Origin of the sequence: Nesterenkonia sp. (genome assembly GCF_029265375.1) — a bacterium.
GTDB lineage: Bacteria > Actinomycetota > Actinomycetes > Actinomycetales > Micrococcaceae > Nesterenkonia.
On sequence record NZ_JAJUJJ010000009.1, the window covers coordinates 71401 to 93022 of the forward strand.

The window sequence follows — 21622 nt, forward strand, 5'->3', positions numbered from 1 at the left end:
CTGATGCGTTCCGCCACTAGGACTCGAACCTAGACTATCGGTACCAAAAACCGGTGTGCTGCCGATTACACCATGGCGGATCACGCGTAGCGCGGTGTCCATGGTACCGGTCTCAGAAGAGGTCTTTGTGCCGTGTGTAGTGCTCCACCGCTGGGTGCGCCGGTCCGGTGCCGTAGAGCCGCAGCACCTCGGCCAGCTGGGGGTGTGTCTCGGACAGCCGCTCAGCCGCGCTGCGCAGCTCCGCTCCGGAGGCCACTGCGCGCAGCAGATTGCGGATCCCGGCCACCACGGCAGCATCGGAGGCCTGTTCGGCCATCAGCTGCGTGGTCCGGCCCAAGGACCCCCGGGAGGTGCGGATCTGCTCCAGCCGCGCTGGGATCTCCTCCGGCTCCACCTGTCCGGCGACATGCTGCTCGACCAGGTCATTGAGCTGATGCACGCGGCTGAGCACCGCAGGATTGCCGATCTTGATGCGCTGGCCGCTGTTGAGCTGCGAAAGCATGGGGGCAGAGAGTCCCAGCACCGAGGCCAGTGCCGCCTGGTTCAGCCCGAAGGCGAGCTTGATGCGGTCGAACGTCTCATTCAGCGGTTCTCCGTAGGCGGCGCGCTGGGCCTCCCGGTTGGCCTGGGTCGTCTCACTCATGCCCTGCACTCCTTTGCACCCGCGACCTGATATTTGCGTATGTGAAGTCTACGGGATGGGGTCGCCGGCTGCCACCGGCCCGCGATGCCTCCCGGCTGGACGGCATGCGGCTCGGTTCGCTGAATGGGCCGCCACGCATTACACCCGGTCAGGGCCATCTGGCTGACCAGGGACCCGGAAGGAGCCCGCACAGGCGCGCCGTCGGGCATACTAAGGCCAAGAGGGGCGAAGTGCGGGCCTCGCTTGACTTTGCAGATGCAACCCAATAGATTTGCACTCGCAAAGCCATTCATCGGCACCAGGAGCGGACAATCATGGCCCAGCCCACCACTATCCAATCACCGGCACCTCACCGGGCACTGCGGCCCAGCGCGCGGCAGACCCTGGCAGCACTGGGACTCACCGCAGCACTGCTGGCCGCCCCGGCCGCGGCAGCATCAGCCTCCGCGCTGCAGGGCCAGACTGTGGAGCCCGGCAGCAACCAGGACGAGGCCCCCACTCTGCAGCCCGGCGCCAGCTATACAGGCACCTTCGGCGAAGAGACCGCCTACTACCGGGTGGCCCGCACCATGGAAGGTTCCACACTGCACATCGGCATCAGCAGCTTTGACCAATCCGGGGAGCACTACGACGACGCCACTCTGCGCCTGAGCACCCTCAGCGGGGAAAGCTGCGATGACGACACCGTGGACTGGCACACCTCCACCGCCGCCAACCTTGTGCGCACCGCACAGGTGCGCGCTACCGCTCCGCACGATCCCGAGCACTGGCAGGCAGTGGAGGCCTGCGGCTCCGCCGAGGAGTTGCTGCTTGCCGTGGAGGCCAACGGCGAGGAGCTGATCGGCCAGGACTACGAGCTGGTGGTCGGCGAGGAGCCCGAGCCGCTCAACGTCGACGAGCTGCGCCAGGATCTCGACCCCGACCGCTGGGAGGACGGCCTGCAGTGGCAGCCGCTGGAGCGGGACCGCGACTCGGAGAACACCATTGAGCCGGGCAGCTCCCTGCACAACGCTCCCCTGCTGGAGAAGGGCACCACCTATGACACCAGCATTGAACCGGGGCAGGTGCACATCTACCGCATCGAGGCCGGGTGGAACGAGCAGATCCAGGCGCAGGCCTTCTTCCCTGAGCCCAGCAGCGAGCTCTCCGAGAGTCTGGGCAGCTGGACCGACGCCCACGTCGGCATCATCAGCCCCTACCGCGGTTCGGCCACCCCGGACAGCAGCGCCGCGCCCAGCGAGCAGAACCTCTCAAGCCGCATCGATGACACTCGGGCCACCACGCTGACCGCGCAGACCTACCCGGTCACCTGGAGCGGGCGATACATGGACCGGCCCCATGCTGAGGCCCGGAACGCCTCCACCAGCGGGGAGCACTTCATCATGGTGGCCGCCGAGCCGCTGGAGGACGATGAAGAAGGCTTCGCCATCCCCTACCGGCTCACAGCTGATACCTTTACCACTGCCGAGACCCCGGAGCCGATGTATGAGCAGGACATCCTGCAGCCGCCCTCGGGCGACTCGGGCTCCGCCGAGGCGGGCTCAGTGGATGCGGAGCAGACCGGAGGAATCTCGACGGCGGCGGGGATCGCACTGAGCCTCGGCGCTTTCGGCCTTCTGCTGATCGCCGCCGGCGGCCTGTTCCTGGTGCGGGTTATGCGCCGCACAGACTGACCCTTGACTTTGCTTTCGCAACTTAGTAAATTTGCACCCGCAAATACACCTGTGAGGAGAAACTCATGCAGCACCACCGCGATGACGAACCCTTGACCCGACGATCTGCCCTGCTGCCGGCCTCAGCCCGAACTCTGACCGGGCTGGGGCTCAGCGCCCTGATGGTGGGGGCCTTTGCGCCCTCTTCGCAGGCCTCGGTAGCAGTCACCGCCCCGCACAGCGAGACGGTGCTGGCCTCGAGCTACTCGCCGGCCTCCGGCGAGGACGACCGCGACGAGGACGCCGAGGACCAGGATGAGGCCGCTGACTCCGAGGAGGACAGCGGCGAGGACTCCGAGGCTCCCGAGATGGAGGACAGCGAGCTCGTCCTGGTCATGGACGCCTCCGGATCGATGAGCGCTCAAGACGCCGGGGACACCACTCGCATCGAAGCAGCACGGCAGGCCCTGCACTCGGTGGTGGACTCCCTGGAGGATCACCAGCAGGTGGGCCTGCGGGTCTTCGCCGCCGAGGTCTCCGATGTCGACGCCCCCGAGGCCTGCGAGGACTCCGAGCTGGTGGTGGAAGTCGGCAGCGATAACCGCAGCGACCTGAGCGAAGCCATCGATGCCTATGACGCCGTCGGCGGCCGAACTCCCCTGGCCTATGCCCTGGAGCAGGCGGCCGGGGACCTCAGCGAAGAAGGCAACCGCACCATCGTGCTGGTCTCCGACGGTGAGGAGAACTGCGCCCCGGACCCCTGCGAAGCTGCCGAGGCTATCGCCGAGCAGGGAATCGACGTCGCCATCCATACCGTGGGATTCCAGATCGAAGACAGCGAGGCTGCTGAAGCCCGCGAACAGCTGCAGTGCATCGCCGAGGCCGGCGGCGGCGAATACCACGACGCCACTGATGCAGAGACCCTGACCCATACGCTGGAGCGGCTCTCCTATCGGGCCTTCCAGCCCTTCAGCCTTCACGGGAAGGAGGTGGAGCCGGGCAGCAACCAGGACAACGCCCCGCCTCTGCAGCCCGGTGAGCAGTATGTGGGCACCTTCGAGTACGAGACCATGTACTACCGGGTGCCGCGCACCATGGAGAACTCCACCCTGCATGTGGGCCTGGCAACCTACAACGACAGCGAAGAGCACTGGGATCAGGCCGAGATTGAGCTGCTGACCATGGGGGATAATCGCACCTGCGGCCGCAGCCGGGTGGACTGGTGGGGCTCCTCGGGAGCCAATCTGTTCCGCACCGCACAGGTGGCGGCCACCCCGTACTACGACTCCGAACACCTGGACGCAGGATGCGGCGAGGATGAGGAGCTGCTGCTGGCCATCCACTCCGGCGGCCGATACGGTGAGGGCGATGAGATCCTGGGCCAGCCTTTCGAGTTGGTGGTTGAGGAGGAGTCGGACCCGATCAACGGGGAGGACTACTACAACGACTACGACAGCAATGGACTCCCTTGGGACGATGAGGACTTCGGCTGGATCGAGATGGAGCGTGACCGGGAGAACGACGACACCATCTATGCCGGCTCCTCACTGAACAACGCCACACCGCTGGAGGCCGGGGAGACCTATGACACCGATATCCTCCCCGGCGAGGTGCAGGTCTACAGGCTCCCCGGGGACTGGAACGAGCAGATCCAGGTGGAGGCCTTCTTCCCCGAACCCGACAGCACACTGAGTGAGCACCTCTCCAGCAACTACACCAATGTGCACGTCGACATTCTCAGCCCCTATCGCGGCTCCGCCACGGATAACCGATCCAGCAGCGGCTCCGAGATCGGCAGCGGGCGGGAACGGATCCACCCGCAGAATGCCACGACTCTTCACCGCTTCAGCCACCCCATCTGGTGGCCCAACCGCTACGACACCCTCAGCAGCGGTCCCTCCAGCGCCAGCATCGCCGGAGACTACTTCGTGGTGCTCAGTGCCGACCCGTCTGAGGACAATGTCAGCTTCGCCATGCCGTACCGACTGACGGTGGACTCCTTTGAGGTCCTGGATGCCGAGACTCCCGACTATCCGGACGAGGATGCCCTGGCAGCTGAGGAGCCGACCGCACCGCCGCAGGAGCAGGACAAGGAAGCCTCCGGCGACCAGGAGGACGATGAGGACGCTGCCGACCCTGCACAGAGCACGGAGCCGGATGACGGAACCGACGCCGAGGAGCAGGGCTCCGACCCGGATGAAGACGGGCAGGACGAGACCGGCGAGCCGGTCGCCGCTGAGCAGACCAGCGGTCTGGGATCCTCCACCGGCGTCCTGGTGGGACTGGGCGCCCTCGGCCTGCTGCTGCTGGCCGGCGGCGGACTGTTCCTGGGCTACCTGATGAAATCCAGCCGGCGCGATTCCTAGCCCAGCGCCAGGTAGAGGGTGACGGCGAGGAACACCACGCCCGTCCCTATCAGAATCATCGCGATCGCCACGCCCTGTCCCCTGCGGGACGGGGCGTGGCCGTCTGCAGCCCGCGGCGCTGAGCGGGGGTTCGCAGCCTGGCCGGGAGGCGGCTGCGCAGAAGCGTGCTGCGGTTCGGTCTGCGGGGCAGACAGGGGCGGGACCGGCTGCGCCTGGGGGCGCGGGGCAGGCGTACCCGGGTGCTGAGCGACTGCGGCGGTCGGCTCGGGTCGGTGCTGCAGCAGCTCGGTCCGGTCGGTCGCCCCTGGCCGCTCGGCGCGTTCGGATCCGGTCTGGGCGCCGGCAGCAGGCTGGTGCTGCGGCCTCGGGGTCGGCGGCCCGGAGCCCGCGGGCACCGTTGAGGCTGTGGGGCGTCCGGGAGCGTGGGCTGCGGCTGGGCCGTCGGGCCCCCACCCCTCAGGAAGTTCAGGTATGTGGTCGAAGATCTCCACCTCACCGAGCACCGCCTCCGGTCCCTGGGAGTTCAGCAGGCCGGTCGCGCGCAGCTGCTTCCGGGCCGCCTCCGCGCTGGCGCAGCGTTCGGCGATCGCCGCGTGGCCCAGGTCCGCCACAACAGCGGCCAGCTCTGGGGGCACCGGTTCGCTGGGCTGGGCGGCAGAGAGCTGCTGCCGCACATCGGCGTCGGCCTCCGGAGTGAGCCCGGTTAGCATCTCCAGGGCGCACATGCCTGCCGCATACAGATCCGCGCGTGCATCGGGCTGCCAGCCCTGGTTCAGGCACTCCGGAGCCACATATCCGGGGGTGCCCATGGAAAAGGGCCCCTGAGTCAGCCGCGGAGCGTCGTCCCCGGCGGCGATGCCGAAGTCCCCCAGCCACAGCTGCGGATAGTTGCGTCCGGTGGCATCCAGCAGCAGATTGGCCGGCTTGACGTCACGGTGCACTATGCCTTCGGCATGGATGGCCTCCAACGCGGCCAGCAGCTGATCCAGCAGCACGGCACTCAGCCGCGCCGGCAGCGGACCGAAATCGTTGACCAGTGTGGCCACTGACCCGCCGCGGACTATCGGCATGGTGAACAGTACCTTATCGTCCTCACCGGCCCAGCCGGTGGGAGCCAGCACATGGGGGTGGTCCAGGCGGAAGGACTGCTCGCGCATGAACCGCAGCAGTGAGGCCGCATCCACCTGGCGGAGCACTTTGGCCGCACAGTAGCGGCCATGTTTGAAGTCCCAGACGCGCCAGACCACGCCGGCGCCGCCCTCCCCCAGGGGATCCACCAGCTCGTACCGTCCCGCGAATACGTCACCCACTGGGCTTTACCCTATACGCCCGGAGGCGAACTCAGGCTCCCATCGGGCCCAGCAGGCTGAAACCGACCCCGGCGAAGAGCAGGACGATCAGCAGGATGGCTACGGCACGTGTGACTGGAGAGATTCTCACAGCCGCCCAGGCTACCTGCGGATCGCAGCCTCGGCCGATTCCATGGTGAGATAGATACCTATGGCGCATCTGCTCGGGGCCGAGGGGCTCTCCATCACCTACGGCACACGCACTGTCCTGGACAATGTCACCCTCGGCGTGGACGCCGGCGATCGAATCGGCTTCGTGGGACGCAACGGTGACGGCAAGTCCACGCTGATGCGGCTGCTGGCAGGCCGAGCCGAGCCTGACTCAGGCCGGGTCACCTGGCGCGGCGGGGTCTCGGTGGGGTTCCTCGACCAGCAGGACATCCTGGACCATCAGCTGAGCCTGCGCGAGGCCGTGGTGGGCGGAGCCGCTGACCACGAATGGGCCTCCCAGCCGTGGATGCGCGACGTCGCCCAGGGCCTGCTGGGCGGCCTGGACTGGGAGCAGCCGGTCGGTGAGCTCTCCGGCGGGCAGCGGCGGCGCGTCGCCCTGGCGCGGCTGCTGATGGGCCAGCATGAGGTGATCATGCTCGATGAACCCAGGAATTCGATGGGTTGTACTTTCCGGACGCCTCGATTCTACCGTCGTGGTGGGCAGACGTCATGCTCCGGTGCTCGGCATCGGGCTCGTGTGGGGCGTGCCTGCGCACCGGGTCTCGCTACGCCGATCGGGAAGGTGGGGTGCTGATGGCTACGCCTCTTCTGGGCGCCGAAGGGCTCCGGCTGGAGTATCCGACGCGGGTGGTGTTCGATTCGCTCTCGGTCGGGGTCGAGGAAGGCGACCGGATCGGGATCGTCGGCCGTAATGGCGACGGCAAGTCGAGTCTGCTCGGGATGCTCTCCGGGCGGATCGAGCCGCAGGCGGGTCGGGTGACGCGGCGCGGTGGGGTGCGCATGGGCGTACTGGACCAGAGCGACGACCTCGACCCCGAGGCCACGGTGGGGCATTCGATCGTCGGCGATGCGCCGGAGCACGAGTGGGCCGGCGACTCGCGCATCCGAGACGTGATCGGCGGACTCGTCTCGGACATCCCGTGGGATGCCGTGGTCGGTCGGCTCAGCGGTGGACAACGCCGGCGCGTGGCGCTCGCCGCGTTGCTGGTCGGTGACTACGAACTCATCGCTCTGGACGAGCCGACGAACCATCTTGATGTGGAGGGCATCGCCTGGCTTGCCGAGCACATGAAGAAGCGCTGGCCGAAAGGCTCTGGTGGGCTGCTGGTCATCACGCACGATCGCTGGTTCCTTGATGAGGTCTGCACCGAGACCTGGGAAGTGCACGACGGCACCGTCGAGCCGTTCGAGGGCGGCTATGCCGCGTATGTGTTGCAGCGGGTCGAGCGTGACCGGATCAACGCCGCTACCGAGCAGAAGCGGCAGAATCTGATGCGCAAGGAACTGGCCTGGCTGCGGCGAGGAGCTCCGGCGCGTACGTCGAAGCCGAAGTTCCGCATCGACGCGGCCAATGCGCTGATCGCTGATGTGCCGCCGGTACGTAATCCCATCGAGCTGCAGCGGGTCGCGGTGGCACGGCAAGGCAAGCAGGTCGTGGACCTCGAAGACGTGAGCGTGAGCTTCGGGGACCGGAAGGTCCTTGATGACGTGACATGGCGGATCGCCCCCGGCGAGCGCACCGGCATTCTCGGGGCGAACGGGGCTGGGAAGTCGACGCTGCTGGGATTGATCTGCGGCACTCTCGAACCGACCGAGGGGCGGGTCAAGCGCGGCAAGACGGTGCAGGTCGGCATCCTCGATCAGCAGTTCTCCCAACTCGCCGACATCGGCGGTGACCGGGTGCGCGAGGTACTGGCCCGCACCAAGACGACGTTCACCATCGACGGCAAAGACCTCACTCCGGCGCAGCTGCTGGAACGGCTGGGTTTCGCCCGCGAGCATCTCTCGGCGCGAGTCGATGACCTCTCCGGCGGGCAGAAGCGCCGATTGCAGCTGCTAATGCTGTTGCTGAGCGAACCGAATCTCCTTGCCCTAGACGAGCCGACGAATGACGTTGATGCTGACATGCTTGCGGCGTTGGAGGATCTACTGGACTCCTGGCCGGGAACGTTGATCGTGGTCTCCCACGACCGCTACCTGCTGGAGCGCGTCACCGACCAGCAGTACGCCATCCTCGATGGCAAGCTGCGGCACGTCCCGGGAGGGGTGGATGAGTATCTGCAGTTGCGCAACGAGCAGGAGCATCAGGCCATCACCCCTTCTCCGATGAGCGCCCAGAACACCAACGAGAAGACCACGTTGTCCTCGGAGTTGTCCGGCGCCCAACGTCGGGCTGTGCAGAAGGAGATCGGCGCGATCGAACGCCGCATGGACAAGCTGACAGGAACCATCAAGGGCATCCATCAGCGTCTGGCAGAGCACGATCAAAGCGACTACGAGGGCCTCCAGCGTCACACCGATGAGCTCCGCGACGCAGAGGGCGAGATCACCCGGCTCGAAGAACGTTGGCTGGAACTGTCCGAATCGATCGCCTGACACGGAAGGCTCCCGCTGAGACAGCAGTTCGCGCCTGCCGGTACCGAGGGCAGGCGCGAACTCACGTAGTGCGGGGTCAGCGGTTAGTCAGGTTGGCGCGTTTCCTCGTTCTCGCTCGTCGTCTCGGGCACTGTCGGTTCTCGGTAGGTCTCGGGAGTCTCCTCGGCTGGTCTCCTGGCTCGTGATTCCCCCATGTCTTGCAGGGTGAGGCGGATCAGGGCCTCGGAGAGCTTGTGCAGGTCGGGAGGATCACGATGCACCGCTCTGACTGAGAGGTGCCGGTCTTCTTGCCGGCGTCGATTGGTCTTCTTCACGTACTTGCCCATCGCGCGCCCCCCTTACGCCGTGACTATCGACGCGTGGTGGGCGCGGCGTTCATCTCTGCGCTGGGTGTGCTCGTGGATACGGGTGCGGGCGAGCAGGAGCAGGCTGATGGGGCCGATCCAGAGCATCTTGAGCGCGGACCAGAGCGCGACGAGTATGAAGATGTTGAGCCAGCCGGGGCCGCCGTCGCGGACGATGATGGCCAGCAAGCTGGCGATGTAGAGGTACGGGATCGCGAGCAGCATCGCCGGCACACCCCATTTGAGCCCTTTACGGGTGCGGACCTTGTCGAGCACCACGTTGGTGGGCATTGATCGGCGCATGAAGTAGCGGATGTGGATGCTGGCGATCCAGATGAGTCGGAACATGACGGCCTCCAAGCACGCAACTGTGGTGAGGCAGTACGTGTGGAGTGTCCCGAAGGGACGGCCCAGAAGGGCCTACATGATGAGGGGCTTCTGCCTCCGTGCCTTCTATTTTACGCCGAAGCTGTGGCACACGGAGCCCCATACCCTTTCACCCCGCTGCGCCCGGCCGCGAGGCGTGCACCTTGCTGGTGACCGTCTGGGAAAGGGGCAGTGATCATGGCGAGGCTTGCAGAGCAGGTGGCCGGTGAGCGGCAGGCGCGGATGGCGTTGTCGATGATCGCCGAACCCGGCGACGCGGCGACCGGCCGGCTGCTGCATCGAGTCGGCGGGGTCGAGACGCTCCGTCTTCTCGAAGACAACCGGGCCACGGTGCCGGAGATGAACAGAGCAGATGCCATCGCCTGGCGCGACCGCCTCACCCCGCGGATCGAAGCGGACATTCCCTCCCGCATCGCGGAAGCGGAACGGCGCGGTATATCCACACTCATCCCGACCGATGAGCACTGGCCGCACGCGCTCAACGACCTCGGTGCCCGTGCTCCGTACCTGCTGTGGACGCGTGGGGCCACCTCGTTCCTTGCCGGTGACGTCACCGACCGCGTCACGATGACCGGCTCCAGAGCCGCGAGCAAATACGGACCGCAAGTCACTGGACACCTGGCCAGCGACCTGGCCCACGAGGAACGTACGATCGTCTCCGGCGGTGCCTATGGCATCGACGCCGCTGCACATCGGACCGCGCTCGCCACAGGTGGCAGTACGATCGCCGTGCTGGCCTGTGGTGTTGACCGCCCGTATCCGCGGGGAAATGCTGATCTGCTGGATCGGATCGGTGCCCTGGGGGTACTGGCCTCCGAGGTTCCCCCGGAGGCGATGCCAACGCGGTCTCGGTTCATGGCCCGCGCCCGTCTCCTCGGCGTGCTCTCGGCAGCGACAGTGATCCCCGAGGCGAGCTTGCGGTCAGGAGCGCTGCTGGTCGCGACAGAGGCACACCGGCACAGCCGCAGTGTTGGCGCAGTCCCCGGCCCGGTGACTTCTACGGCAAGTTCGGGCCCGCACGAGCTCATCAAGGGTGGACGCGCCGAGATCATCACCGATAGCGCGGATGTGACCGCGCTGCTGGACTCCCTTCACGATTCGGGGCAGCTGTTGAACCGGGAAGCGCCGGACCATCAGCTCAATGCTTCGGCGCAGAACGTGGCCGCGCCGGAGGCGCCAGGCCTCTAGTCCCGCCTCAGAATGCGGACGGCCTCTGGCCCTGCACGGATGAAGACGACTCGATGGAGGCTGGTCTGCACCGTGCAGACAGGAAGGAGCCAGCCTCATGAGCACCACCGATGCCGAGCGTCCCGACTGGCTGAACGAGCCGTGTCCGGCCTGGTGTCACGGCGATCATTCTGGCCAGGAGTTCCCCGAGGACCGCAAGCATTTGCGCGTGCAGATGCTGGTGCCGGTCATCTTGCAAGGCCCCGCCCCGCGGTGGTGGAACATCCCCGGTGATGTCGTCGTGGCCGAGGAATTGTTGATCGCGGTCTACCGGCGCGTCGGAGACCGGGAGACCTGGTTGGCGATCGCCAACGACTCGCAGAACCTTGAGGTCTCGTTGGAGAGCGCGGCCCGCCTCAGTGGCAAACTCGCCGAGGTCATCGAGGAGGTGACCGGGCAGCCGTCGTGAGTATCGAAGTCGCCTCCGAGGGCTCTGCGCCACCCCGTTCACGACGGTCGCACGGAGCCTTCGTCGCTACGTGTGCACCGTGCGCACTAGCGGTGCGCTGCCTGTGGCGGCATCAGTCATCAAGGCCGTCCCAGTTACTACCCTTGAGATATGAACTTCACACCGCTGCATCAAGCACTCGGGTTGTCGCCGAGCCCTCTGACGGACGAGATCCTGAGTGATGCGGTGGCCGCAGGGGTGATGGAGACCGACGATCTGGATTGGAAGTCCGAGCTCCCTGCGATCAAAGGCCTGTCCCAGACAGATGTGCCCAAGGACATCGCCGCGATGGCGAACAGCGGTGGCGGGATGATCGTCTATGGGGTCGAGGAACATGCGAAAGCGGCAACCGGCCGCAAGGATACGGGCGAGTTCACCGAGGGGCACGAGCGCGCCTATCGCAGCGTCGCGGTCACCGCGACCTCTCCGCCGGTGTTCGGTTTGGAGGTGTATCGCCTCGGTGCCGAGTGCCGGGCCGTTGCCGTGGTCATCCCGGCCAGCGTCGATGGGCCGCACCTGATCTACAGGAACGACTTTTTCGGTGCCCCTATCCGTAACGACGCTGACACCGCGTGGATGAAGGAACGGCAGATCGAGGCCATGTACCGGGCTCGATTCGATGAGCGACGCCGCGCCACCGAGGCCGTGGACTCCCTCTTCGCTGAGGCCGCGGACGGGCGGGATACAGGCAAGCGCGCCTGGCTGGTTGCGGTGGCACATCCACGCGTTCCGGGGGTCTTGACCCGTCTGAGCCGGGACGAGGCACGGGAGGTTTTCCAGGACGCCCGGGCGATCACGCTGTCGTACTCGAAGAACACCGGCGTCCACCCGCTGGAGAACGTCGAGCCTCTCAACCCGCGTCCGGGGCTGCGCCGGTGGGTCGCCCCGAACATCGCGACCGGTGAGCGCTCGATCTGGAAAGAGGCATGGGCCAGCGTCCATCACGACGGGTCAGTGTCTCTGGCCGCAGCCATCGGCGGGCACCGCAAGAGCTCCGATGGGTACTTCGAAGGCTGGCAGGTTGAGGGTCGGGGCATCGAATGCGCGGTGGCCGACTTCATGGCACTCGTCCGCGCCGCAGCCCGAACCACGCATCACGATGAGTACGACGTTCGGGTCGGCGTCGAGTGGAGCGGCGAACAGGCATTGAGCATCCTGACCGTCGATGGCTCGGGTTACACCTACGACGGGGTCTCGACCCCGCTCCGGTCGTTCACCTCGGTGCGCTCGACCGTGACCGCGGCCGTTTCGGACACCAACTTCCATCGGCAGGTGCACGAGCTGGCCGAAGACTGCGTGAACCAAGGCGGCCTGACCTATCTCCAGGTCATCGAGCCGCTTCCAGAGGGCTAGAGGGAAGGTCCCTGCCGGTCGATACCGACCGGAGTGCGCGCGGCAGGGTCTTGCGACTGCTCCGACGGGGCGAGGCGGCGCAACGCGGCAGCGGCACGGGCATGGTCGATCTTCTGAGACGCAGCCTCCGGCACCGGGCCGAGCGGGGAATCGTCGCTGATCTGGTAGCGGTCGCGGTAGGCGGCGATGGTGCGGGCATCCTCTCGCCAACGCGTCTGCTCACGGTGGCCGGCCGGCTGGTCGCTGAGTGACTGAACCCAGGGCTCGCCTGCGTGGCGGGCGGTGTCGAAGATCGCGTCGGCGCGGGCTTCGATCAGCTCGCGGCGTTCGGTCAGGGCCTTGCGCATGCCGGCGGTGATCCGGCCCTGCACGTGTGGGATCAGGCCGACGATCAACCGCGGGGCCTTCCTCGTACGGCCCGACCCGGCAGGGCGGGCAGTGGCGCGAGCGAGGCGGTAGTGCATGACCTTGGCGATATCCTCGGCGTCGTCGAACCCGCGGGCCGCGACCAGGCGCGGGAACAGCGCGTCGACGTCGTGATGGTTCGCTTCGGCGCGGCGCAGCTCGGCGGTCAGCGCCCCGAACGCTTCCGAACCCAACGCGGCCTCGGCCTGCTCCTCGGTGAGGCCACTGGTGCGGAGGAGGGTGGCCCAGCGGTCGTGCTGGGCGGCTGCGGCGATGGTCTCGTACTCCGCAGCGAGCTGCGCGATCGAACCCCAGTGCTCCTGCTCGGCCGTGATGGTCTCGTGCGCGGAGACCTCGGCACCAGAGTGCTGCAACACCCCGAACAACACCGACCGGCTAGTCGCTTCCTCGTTGTCCGAGGGATGCGGAGCCGAATGGACCGAGTCGGGTCGGTCCAGGACCACGTAGGCCCGGTTGGAGGTCTTGCCGCGGGTCATGGCGACGTAGAAGTTCTCCCGCGTCGTCGTTGGCTCGACCAGCACATGCGCGGTATCGACGGTGATGCCCTGGGCACGGTGGGCGGTGACCGCGTAGCCGAGGTCGACGTGCGCGGCCACGTAGTCCGCCGGCAGCACGATCGACCCGAACCGCCGGCCGGGCTTACGGATCGTGATCGACCCGTCCTCGCGCACATCCGTCACCTGCCAGGTCTCGCCATTGCGTACCCAATCCCGGCCCGTCCCGGTGCGCAGACGTCGGTCGTTGCGTCGGGTGATGATCGTGTCCCCGACCCCGGCTTGAGTGCCCTCGGCCAGTGTCACTTCACCTGTCGGGGTGATGCGGCCTTCGAGGATGAGGTCGGCGCGAGCCCGCGCGTTGAGGGCGGTCACGTCCTCCCTTGTTTCGGCGATCAGCACAGACGCCCTCCCGGCGCTCCGGTCGGCGCGCCACGCGGTGTACGCGGCGTCGATCATCGCTTCCGCGTCCCCGTCGGTGATGCGGTGATGGCCCAGGTAGGTGTCGATCACCTCGGTGCGCCCGTGGCGCAGGTCGAGGGAGACGGCCTTCTCCCATTGGTGGGTGAAGCGATGCACCTCCACCAGCTCTGGGGCATCTTCGTGGCGGTCGGCCACGAGCATCCCGAACGCCCCGCCGGCATCAACCGACTGGAGTTGCCCGTAGTCGCCGACCAGCAGCACCTTCGCCCCCGCATCCGCGGCCAGGGCGGTGATGCGATCCAGCGACAGAGTGCCCGCTAACGATGCTTCGTCGATGATGACCAGCTGGCCGGACTGGAAGGTCTCGCCATACATGAGGTGGTTCTGCCACCACTTCGCTGTGTTCTCCGTGGCGATCCCGAGGTCATCGCCGAGGACCTGGGTGGCCACCGCCGACGGTGCCAGCCCGACCACGGACCCGTCACCGTGTTGCTTCTCCCACGCACGGCGCAACGCGTTCATCGCCGTGGTCTTCCCCGCCCCGGCGGGCCCGACCAGCACATCGAGCACCCTGCCAGAGACCGCGACCCGCATGAGCGCGTCGGCCTGATCCGGCCCGAGCTGGCGCCCCTGCAGGTCCGGCTTGGCGACGACTCGCTCCACCGTTCCGACATCCACGACCGGGCCAGTACGGGTGCCGGCCGATCCTCGGCTTCCAGCAGCACGGTCGAGGAGAACACCGTCGAATGCTTCGGACGAAAAACCGATGTCCCGTCGGTGCGGCGGAACACGGCCGGGCTCGATGCCAGCTCCGGCGGCGTCAACCGCAACGACGCTTGTTCGGCGGCGTCGGCGATCATCCCTACGGTCGCTTCCCGATCCTGGACGGTCGCGAATCGCCAGCCCATCGACTGCCTGCTCGCTTCGGCGTGGAGGTTTCACCGCCGCCAGGTCGACCGCTTCTCACCCACTACCTCCACCACGGATGCACCGAGCTCAGCGATCGTCACCAGGGGGATGTCATCGGCCCGCAACGGCCGGGCCGCCTGCCCGCCAGTGATGATGCTGGCCCAGCCGGTCGCGTCCGCACCAAGCAGACCGGTTGCACGTTCACGCCAGCCGGCGGTGAGGTCTGCCAGTGAGCGCACCTGCTTCTCCGGCCTCGTGGCGAGCGTCGCCTGAGCACGCAGCCGCACGATCGTCTTTGCAGATGGCCGGCGGCCGTGTTCGGCGACGTAGGCGGCGATGAGCTGGTCGGTTTCGGCATCGATCTCGTGGGACCGGGAGGAGAACTCCTCGATCAACTCCTCACTGACCCCGACAATCTCCCAGGCCGGGTTCCGATCCCGGCCCCGATCCCGCGCCTCCCACTGCAGGCCGAGCATCCCGGTAAGCCGGTCGGCCAGCACCGCGTTGTAATGCTCCGACAACGCGACCACTGCCGCGTGCATGGGCCGGCCATCCAGCGACCTCCACTTCCCGTCTAACGCGGTCTGGACCTTGTTAGAGATCACGACGTGAGTGTGTAGCTGGGGGTCACCAGAGCGGCTGTCGTAGTGATCGAAGGCTGTCGCGATCAGCCCGGTGACATCGACCTGGGCGACCGCGCCATCGGCGGCGGTATAGCCGGTGCGGGTCGCTGCGACCTCGCGCTCCATGAACTCCAGCACCTCGGCCACTGCGTCGTGATGTGCTTGAGCGATCAGCGCCTGGGTACCGGCGTCGGCGACGCCCCACAGCACCGAGACCGACTTCGGCACCGAGAACGTGTAATCGAAGCCCGCGACCGCACGACGGCTGCCCCGCTCGGTCTCCTCGGCCTCGATGCGGGCGACCTGCTCGGCACGCTCACCCATCCCCAACTCGGGGTCGAGGTCGGCAACCCGCTTCTCGATCCGATCCGTCACGGAGACGTACCGCGGGAACGCCCGGCCCAGCGGCTCGCCGGTGATGGGGTCGCGGCCCATCCCGATGAGCAACTGCAACTGCGCCTCGGACACCTCATCCCCAGCACCGATCCGTCCGTCACCGAGGCCGGGCAGCGCCGAGCCCATCCAAGAGCCGGGTGGTGTTCCCGCTTCCGTGTAGTACCTGGTCAACGGGGTCGAGAGCGACCTGTCACCGTCTGCGGCAGCGATCGTGCGCAGCAGGTACTTGTAACCATCGCCCGCGCTCATCACCCGCATCGACACCGTCATACCGACGAGGTGAACAACACGGCCACTCGGCACAAGAGGCCGAGGCACATGCCGCCATGATGTGAGGTCTCAGCATCCAGCGAAGTCTGGGCCTAGGGCGGGAATCCGGCCCAACAGCGACGGTCCCCCGTGGGCGCTTCCTATACTCGACGTCGTGAGTTCTGTCGATCCGCTGAACCGCATTCGTGAGGGGATCGCGAGGCACTGGGGCCTGTCGATTGACCGGGGCCTACCGCTGTCGGGCAGCGAGGAGTCCGACAGCTTCCGCTGCGACGGATTTATCGTCCGCATCAGCCCCGCCTGGCGTACTGACGCCGAACTCGAATGGGCCTACCGGGTCGCCGCCGGTGCCGCCACCACAGTTCCCGAGGCAGCCTCGCCGCTGCCGACGGCGACCGCCTGACCGGTGTGATCGATTGGGACGACGCCCTCGTGGGCCCACCCGTACAGGAGCTGGCCTGGGCCGCGTGGGAGTGGACCAACGGACGCAGCACTTTGGATATCGACGCCGGCCTTGCCTTCGCGCGACGCTATGCCGGAGCAGGCGGCACTGCCACCCCCCTGACGCGCGAGGAGTATGTACAGCTCGTCCGGCACCGGACCCGGCAGGACGTCATTTACAGCAAGACCATCGGGACCTGGGGAGCGGCAACTGACCCCGACGACATCGCCTACGAGGCTGCCCAGCTCCGCGCCTTCGAGGAACTGCGCGTAGCCCTGTGACCCTGGACCGCCGGCGCTCACAGGCCGCGACGGCGGCGCGCACAGCGGCAAGGCAGCGACGCTGGTCTTGGCCCACGACGCCGCCAGTCATCCCCACGCAACACCACAGGTGCCTATCACACCGTCGATGAACAGCGGCACCTGCTGCCGCGCCAGCGCTGTGCGGAGCCCGACGGGCTTCGACATAGGGCTCCTACAGGTCCGCTCCGCGATCTACCTCTGCACCCGTTCTTCTTGGACGTCGAGGAGCTCGTCCTGCCTCGCTCGGGCAGGGGGCTAAGTGGGGGTCTGGACTATGATTGGAACGTTTTGCCTTCATCGCGTCAGGGGGTCTTGATGCCTGTCCGTCCTTCCGTCCGTCTCGCCACGTCCGCCGCGGCGCTGCTGGTGCTTCCGCTCGCGCTGACCGCCTGCAGCTCCGACGAGGAAGAGAACCCGCCAGCCGAGACGGCCGGGACAACGGAAGCGCCAGGGGAGGGCGGCGAGCCCAGCGGGGGCGGCACCGAGGAGGACGACGGGCAGGAGGGCGAAGCGGCGGGAGAGGAGCTGGTCGCCAGCTGGCGTGAAGCCGCCCGCGTCGGCGCCTATGACGAGTTCGACGCGCTATGCGCCGACCAGTTCCCCGATGACGTGATCGAGCAGATCGCCGGGTTCACCGGTACCGGGCTCTCCCAGGCTGAGATGATCGCCCCGGAGAACCACCCGATCATGGAGTGCGAGTACCGGGCCTTCGAGGAAAGTAACGACTCCCAGATCGTCACGGTCATCGTCCATCGGGACGACGCGGCCGGCTGTGAGAGCTTCCTCTCCCCGGACGACGAGGATTATGACGCGGAACGCGACATGTGGGTGACGCTGCAAGACGGCTACGCCTCAGCATTCACCTGCGTCGACGGGACCATCAGCATCGACGTGACCGCCAGCGCGATGGACTCCTCCCCGACGAACGCGATGCTCGAAGACGACACATTCATCACGGACGTCGCCACTGCGCTGCTCGACTCCTGGAACGAGTGGGAGGCGGCCGCCGAGGAGGCCCGCGTCACCACCGTCGAACAGCGCTGAGACGCGAAGTCAGCCGCGTCGATCCGTCACGGACCTTTCCCGATGACGGTACCCTCGTATTCACCGGTTCGGTCTCAGTAACGACAAAAGAGGGCGCCAACAAGGACAAACTCCGGTGATCGGTTACGCCGCCATGCTGAGCCTGATCATGAAGCACGTCCCCCGCGAGGAGGCCTCCTCCAGCGTCGGGGTCAACACCCTCATGCGCTCGATGGGCAGCACGACCGCCGGCGCCGTCATGGCGATCGTCCTGACCAGCCAGACCATCACCATCCCCGGCGCAGAGGCCGCCATCCCCGCACGCGGCGCCTTCCAGACCTGTTTCACCATCGGAGCCGCCGCCGCACTCGTCGCCGTAGCCCTTACCCTCCTCATCCCCCGATACAAGAAACCAGCCGAACCGGCCACAACGCACGCCAACGAGCTCGTCACGACCGACGCCTAATCCACACTTGGACCCGGGCGGCCCGCCGACCGAGCGCGACGACGATGCCGCCGGAAGATTCGGCATGTACCGGATGTCAGTTATCGCCAGAGCCCACAGTCGGCGGAGCGTGAGCCCGATGTTTCCGTGAGTGCGACCGGGAATTGGGGGTGAGCAGGGTCGTGTGGCCATGGTGTGCCGAGGCGTCCTCTCAAGCCTCCGATATCAGCCAGCGCGGTTCACATGTGAGTGGGCATGGCCGACGGCGGCATCGAGATCATCGAAGAGATGCTTGTGGTGGCGCAGCGCGCTGAGCACCCCGATGCGCTGGAACAGCTTGAGATGGCCTTCCTGCACGCCTTTGATGAGCACGGTGATCCCTCGGCGTTCCAGGGTCCGCACCACCTCAGAGAGGATGCGTGCGCCCGTTGCGTCGACGAGCTCGAGCTGAGACATCCTAAGGATCACCACGCTGACGCCATCGAGCCGGGTGACCTCCTCGAAGATGCGATCGGAGGAGACGAAGAACAGCGGACCATCGAATCGCACGATCGCAATTGACGGCTCCATCTGCTCCGGCTCCTTGATGGAGGGGGTTCGCTCGACTGTCACGCCGGTGGTCCGAGAAAGGCTGCGCAGTGCGAAGACGGCAGCCACCACCATTCCGATCGCCACTGCGACGATGAGGTCGAAGGAGACGGTGATGACCGCTGTGACCGCGAAGCCAACTGCATCGGCCCGGGTGGAACGCATGATCGCCAGCACTGTGGCCAGATGGATCATCCGCAGCGCAGTGACGAAGAGTACTCCGCCCAGCGCAGCCAGTGGGACGTGGCTCACCGGACCGGCGGCGGCAAGCACGATCATCAGCAGGACAACGCTGTGCATGATCGCCGAGAGCCGGGTCCGGGCTCCGGAGCGGATGTTCACCGACGTGCGGGCGATGGCGCCGGTGGCCGGCATACCGCCGAAGAGGGATGAGCCGACTGAGGCCAGTCCCTGCCCGAGGAGCTCTCGGTCCGGGTGATAGGCGCCGGCGTCTGACATCGACGCCGCTACTCGAGCGGAGAGCAGGGACTCGATAGCGGCCAGGGCGGCGATCGTTCCAGCGGCCGGTAGCAGAGTGCCCAGCGTTTCGAAGGTGATCTCCGGCAGGGCGGGCGAGGGTAGGGAGCGCGGGATCTCCCCGATCGTCTCCAGCGGAGTGGGGATGATGGTGGTCAGTACCGTGACTACGGCGATGCCGATCAGTGATCCTGGGATCGCTGGGTGAATCCGTGGAATGAGCACCATGCACACTGCCACGATGCCCACTGCCGCCATACTGTAGGGCACATAAGACCAATCGGCCTCGGTGATGAGTTGGCCGGCGGCGATGAACGCGTTGGTGCTGTGCTCCCCAGGGCCAGGTGAGCCCGCTGAGGTGACGAGCGGAACCTGCTGAAGGAAGATGATCGCCGCGATCCCGAGGGTGAACCCCTCGATGACGGGCCAGGGGATGAAGGAGACTGCCCGGCCGAGCCGCAGCAGACCGGCGGCCAGGACCAGCACCCCGGCGATGAGAGTCACTGCGACCACTGCTCCGGGACCGTGGGAGGCCACGATCGGTACCAGCACCACGACCATCGCGCCGGTGGGCCCGGAGACCTGGACGTGTGAGCCGCCGAAGACTGCGGCGAGGAATCCCGCGACGATGGCGGTGATCAGGCCTTGTTCAGCGCTCAGCCCCGAACTGACTCCGAAGCCCAGGGCCAGAGGCAGCGCGACAATCCCCGTGGTAACTCCGGCAACCAGATCCCTTGGCCAGGACCGTGGGGCTTCCCGGTAGTCAGCGGGTGAGGGCAGTAGCGAAGTGCCGTGCCGCAGCGTGGCGCGCCACCGTGAGGCTGTCCGGTTCTTGCTCATGAAGCAGAGGCACCGGCCGTCGGCGGAAGGGCGGGGAGTTCTCTGGCGTCGGCGAGCCGGCCCTCGTCCTCCTCCAGCATTGTCAGGAGCAGGCCCCGGGCGACGGCGAGCAGTTCCGCGGTGCGTTGATCCTGCAGCCGGTAGTAGACGTGGCTCGCCCGCCGTTGTGAGACCACCAGGCGGTGTCTGCGTAGCACGGCGAGATGCTGGGAGAGGTGGGAGGCTTCGAGCTCGGTGTCCTCTTGGAGTTCAGCCACGCTGACCTCTGGGGCGCCGGCAAGCAGTTCCAGGATTCGGATGCGGTATGGGTGCGCCAGCCCTTTGAACAGGTTCGCCTTGACCTCGTATAGGGGGCGCTGCAAGTGAGTTAGTGGCATGATGAAATCATCATGCCACAGTCTGTTACCCGGTGCTGTTCCCGACTCCTTGGGAGGCAGCGGCGTAGGCGGTGATCGGGAACCGCATCCGCGTCACTCAGGCCGCCGTGATCAAGCAACGATTCGCCGCGCGTTTCGGACACCGCGCAGAGTTTCGGTGCGGGCAGGTATTCGAGAGTTTCCCTGGCCCCGACATCGTGCTCTCCCTCCCGGTTGTGTCCGGACTGAGCGTGCGCAAGTTCGACACACTCAAAGGCATCGCTCAAGCGGCTCTTCCCGTATGAGGGTGTAGGTCCTGCTGGCGCGTCGGTCCCCGGGTGGGGGTCGAGGTCTTCCGAAGATGAAGGTTCTGACGCCTGACATCTGGAAGACCTCGACGTGCCCGACGCTACCCCGCCGGCCGGCTTCGGCCGGCCTGGCCTGACCATCTTCGCCCGACTCGACGGCCTCGGCCTGTCGGTGATCGGGCAGCGCCTCGAGCCCGATCGCGCGGTTCTCTCCTGTCGGGTCGTCGAGCCCGACCGCTGGTGCCACGACTGCGGCGGAGAGGGTCTGAATCGCCCTGGGTTTTGTTCCTACCTGCTTCCCTGTCCAGCGAGCGCTGGCTGGGCTGATTCGAGGCCAGCGTAGTACGCCTCCTCGACCTCGACCGGCGTGCGGTAATCGAGCTCGCCGTGGAGACGAGCGTTATTCCACCACCACACGTACTCGAGCGTCGCGAGCTCGACCTGCTCGACCGTCCGCCACGGGCCCTTCCGACGGATCAGCTCGGTCTTGTAGAGCCCGTTGACGGCCTCGGCGAGGGCGTTGTCGTAGCTGTCACCGACGCTCCCTGTCGACGGGGTCGCGCCGAGCTCGTTGATGCGATCCGTGTAGACGACCGAGAGGTAGTTCGACCCATGATCGGCGTGGTGGACGAGGTCATCGAGCGACCCGCGCGCGCCCCACGCGGCCATGTTCAACGCCTGTAACGGCAGCACCTCCGCGCGCAGCGTCCCGGCGACGTTCCAACCGACGATCATGCGGGAGAACACGTCGATCACGAACGCGACATACGCCATCCCCGCCCACGTTCCGACATACGTGATGTCCGCGACTCACAACCGGTTCGGCGCGGGAGCGGAGAAGTTGCGTTCGACGAGATCCATCGGCTGCGCGATGGTCGGGTCGGACTTCGTGGTGAACACCTTCTTCGACCGCGCCACCCCGCGCACCCCGGCGAGCTTCATGAGCCGCGCGGTCTGGTCACGCCCGATGTCCCACCCCTCCCG

General features: G+C 66.8%; 16 protein-coding genes, 1 tRNA gene and 3 pseudogenes. 12 read left to right on the forward strand and 8 right to left on the reverse strand.

From position 1 onward, the window contains the following. Nucleotides 1-8: 8 nt before the first annotated feature. Together Q1K09_RS05555 and Q1K09_RS05560 are read right to left on the reverse strand one after the other, a co-directional pair. Nucleotides 9-80, reverse strand: a tRNA-Gln gene (locus Q1K09_RS05555). A gap of 32 nt (nt 81-112) precedes the next feature. Continuing rightward, nucleotides 113-643: a DNA-binding protein gene (locus Q1K09_RS05560; RefSeq protein WP_300343890.1), complete on the reverse strand. Its 531-nt coding sequence runs from the start codon at nt 641-643 to the stop codon at nt 113-115. 314 nt (nt 644-957) lie between these two features. Here Q1K09_RS05560 and Q1K09_RS05565 point away from each other — a divergent pair, with 314 nt between their 5' ends. Together Q1K09_RS05565 and Q1K09_RS05570 are read left to right on the forward strand one after the other, a co-directional pair. Continuing rightward, entirely contained in the window at nt 958-2316 is a 1359-nt protein-coding gene (locus tag Q1K09_RS05565; protein WP_300343891.1) for a hypothetical protein, read from the forward strand. Nucleotides 2317-2381: 65 nt separating this feature from the next. Continuing rightward, nucleotides 2382-4661, forward strand: coding sequence for a VWA domain-containing protein (locus Q1K09_RS05570; RefSeq protein WP_300343892.1), 2280 nt, complete (start codon nt 2382-2384; stop codon nt 4659-4661). Here Q1K09_RS05570 and Q1K09_RS05575 read toward each other — a convergent pair. Further along, complete coding sequence (locus Q1K09_RS05575) at nt 4658-5971, reverse strand: serine/threonine-protein kinase (protein WP_300343893.1); 1314 nt, start codon at nt 5969-5971, stop codon at nt 4658-4660. The two genes, Q1K09_RS05570 and Q1K09_RS05575, sit on opposite strands and share 4 nt — an antisense overlap. A 190-nt stretch (nt 5972-6161) precedes the next feature. Between Q1K09_RS05575 and Q1K09_RS05580 the strand changes: the two are divergent. Both Q1K09_RS05580 and Q1K09_RS05585 read left to right on the forward strand, forming a co-directional pair. Beyond that, nucleotides 6162-6620 (forward strand): annotated as a pseudogene (locus Q1K09_RS05580) (ATP-binding cassette domain-containing protein); the annotation flags it as partial. A 134-nt stretch (nt 6621-6754) separates the two neighbouring features. Then, the gene (locus Q1K09_RS05585) at nt 6755-8557 is read left to right on the forward strand and encodes an ABC-F family ATP-binding cassette domain-containing protein (protein WP_300343894.1); all 1803 of its coding nucleotides are present in this window, start codon (nt 6755-6757) and stop codon (nt 8555-8557) included. A 338-nt stretch (nt 8558-8895) separates the two neighbouring features. Here Q1K09_RS05585 and Q1K09_RS05590 read toward each other — a convergent pair whose 3' ends face one another. Then, nucleotides 8896-9249, reverse strand: coding sequence for a sulfate permease (locus Q1K09_RS05590; protein WP_300343895.1), 354 nt, complete (start codon nt 9247-9249; stop codon nt 8896-8898). Between the two features lie 216 nt (nt 9250-9465). Here Q1K09_RS05590 and Q1K09_RS05595 point away from each other — a divergent pair, with 216 nt between their 5' ends. The 3 genes from Q1K09_RS05595 to Q1K09_RS05605 all read left to right on the forward strand — a co-directional run bounded on the left by Q1K09_RS05595 (nt 9466) and on the right by Q1K09_RS05605 (nt 12316). Beyond that, the gene (locus Q1K09_RS05595) at nt 9466-10476 is read left to right on the forward strand and encodes a DNA-processing protein DprA (protein WP_300343896.1); all 1011 of its coding nucleotides are present in this window, start codon (nt 9466-9468) and stop codon (nt 10474-10476) included. 97 nt (nt 10477-10573) lie between these two features. Then, entirely contained in the window at nt 10574-10924 is a 351-nt protein-coding gene (locus Q1K09_RS05600; RefSeq protein WP_300343897.1) for a hypothetical protein, read from the forward strand. Nucleotides 10925-11074: 150 nt separating this feature from the next. Then, nucleotides 11075-12316 (forward strand): ATP-binding protein, encoded by a 1242-nt coding sequence (locus Q1K09_RS05605; RefSeq protein ID WP_300343898.1) that lies wholly within the window; start codon nt 11075-11077, stop codon nt 12314-12316. Here Q1K09_RS05605 and mobF read toward each other — a convergent pair. Beyond that, nucleotides 12313-15857, reverse strand: a pseudogene (gene mobF / locus Q1K09_RS05610) (MobF family relaxase). The gene Q1K09_RS05605 and the pseudogene mobF sit on opposite strands and share 4 nt — an antisense overlap. Nucleotides 15858-16011: 154 nt before the next feature. Here mobF and Q1K09_RS05615 point away from each other — a divergent pair. From Q1K09_RS05615 to Q1K09_RS05630, 4 genes are all read left to right on the forward strand, one after another. Continuing rightward, complete coding sequence (locus Q1K09_RS05615) at nt 16012-16260, forward strand: hypothetical protein (RefSeq protein WP_300343899.1); 249 nt, start codon at nt 16012-16014, stop codon at nt 16258-16260. A 5-nt stretch (nt 16261-16265) separates the two neighbouring features. Then, complete coding sequence (locus Q1K09_RS05620) at nt 16266-16580, forward strand: phosphotransferase (protein WP_300343900.1); 315 nt, start codon at nt 16266-16268, stop codon at nt 16578-16580. Between the two features lie 336 nt (nt 16581-16916). Further along, the gene (locus tag Q1K09_RS05625) at nt 16917-17645 is read left to right on the forward strand and encodes a hypothetical protein (RefSeq protein ID WP_300343902.1); all 729 of its coding nucleotides are present in this window, start codon (nt 16917-16919) and stop codon (nt 17643-17645) included. A gap of 115 nt (nt 17646-17760) precedes the next feature. Continuing rightward, nucleotides 17761-18090 carry a hypothetical protein gene (locus Q1K09_RS05630; protein WP_300343903.1) on the forward strand — a complete coding sequence of 110 codons (330 nt, stop codon included), beginning with the start codon at nt 17761-17763 and terminating at the stop codon, nt 18088-18090. 204 nt (nt 18091-18294) lie between these two features. On the opposite strand, the gene Q1K09_RS05635 is transcribed toward Q1K09_RS05630, so the two are convergent. Together Q1K09_RS05635 and Q1K09_RS05640 are read right to left on the reverse strand one after the other, a co-directional pair. Continuing rightward, a complete protein-coding gene (locus Q1K09_RS05635) occupies nt 18295-19974 on the reverse strand; it encodes a SulP family inorganic anion transporter (RefSeq protein WP_300343904.1) in 1680 nt (559 codons plus the stop codon). Continuing rightward, nucleotides 19971-20351, reverse strand: a complete 381-nt coding sequence (locus Q1K09_RS05640; RefSeq protein ID WP_300343905.1) for a metalloregulator ArsR/SmtB family transcription factor — start codon at nt 20349-20351, stop codon at nt 19971-19973. The genes Q1K09_RS05635 and Q1K09_RS05640 overlap by 4 nt, the downstream gene beginning before the upstream one ends. 378 nt (nt 20352-20729) lie before the next feature. Here Q1K09_RS05640 and Q1K09_RS05645 point away from each other — a divergent pair. Then, a pseudogene (locus Q1K09_RS05645) lies at nt 20730-20903 on the forward strand (ISL3 family transposase); the annotation flags it as partial. 23 nt (nt 20904-20926) lie between these two features. Here the strand turns inward: Q1K09_RS05645 and Q1K09_RS05650 are convergent. Then, complete coding sequence (locus Q1K09_RS05650; protein ID WP_300343911.1) at nt 20927-21439, reverse strand: integrase core domain-containing protein; 513 nt, start codon at nt 21437-21439, stop codon at nt 20927-20929. Nucleotides 21440-21622: the final 183 nt, after the last annotated feature.

Bases quoted from the DNA above. Each gene is read 5' to 3' on its own strand.
- Q1K09_RS05560 (WP_300343890.1), bottom strand. From the start codon at position 643: ATGAGTGAGACGACCCAGGCCAACCGGGAGGCCCAGCGCGCCGCCTAC.
- Q1K09_RS05565 (WP_300343891.1), top strand. From the start codon at position 958: ATGGCCCAGCCCACCACTATCCAATCACCGGCACCTCACCGGGCACTG.
- Q1K09_RS05570 (WP_300343892.1), top strand. From the start codon at position 2,382: ATGCAGCACCACCGCGATGACGAACCCTTGACCCGACGATCTGCCCTG.
- Q1K09_RS05585 (WP_300343894.1), top strand. From the start codon at position 6,755: ATGGCTACGCCTCTTCTGGGCGCCGAAGGGCTCCGGCTGGAGTATCCG.
- Q1K09_RS05590 (WP_300343895.1), bottom strand. From the start codon at position 9,249: ATGTTCCGACTCATCTGGATCGCCAGCATCCACATCCGCTACTTCATG.
- Q1K09_RS05595 (WP_300343896.1), top strand. From the start codon at position 9,466: ATGGCGAGGCTTGCAGAGCAGGTGGCCGGTGAGCGGCAGGCGCGGATG.
- Q1K09_RS05600 (WP_300343897.1), top strand. From the start codon at position 10,574: ATGAGCACCACCGATGCCGAGCGTCCCGACTGGCTGAACGAGCCGTGT.
- Q1K09_RS05605 (WP_300343898.1), top strand. From the start codon at position 11,075: ATGAACTTCACACCGCTGCATCAAGCACTCGGGTTGTCGCCGAGCCCT.
- Q1K09_RS05625 (WP_300343902.1), top strand. From the start codon at position 16,917: ATGCCTGTCCGTCCTTCCGTCCGTCTCGCCACGTCCGCCGCGGCGCTG.
- Q1K09_RS05635 (WP_300343904.1), bottom strand. From the start codon at position 19,974: ATGAGCAAGAACCGGACAGCCTCACGGTGGCGCGCCACGCTGCGGCAC.
- Q1K09_RS05640 (WP_300343905.1), bottom strand. From the start codon at position 20,351: ATGCCACTAACTCACTTGCAGCGCCCCCTATACGAGGTCAAGGCGAAC.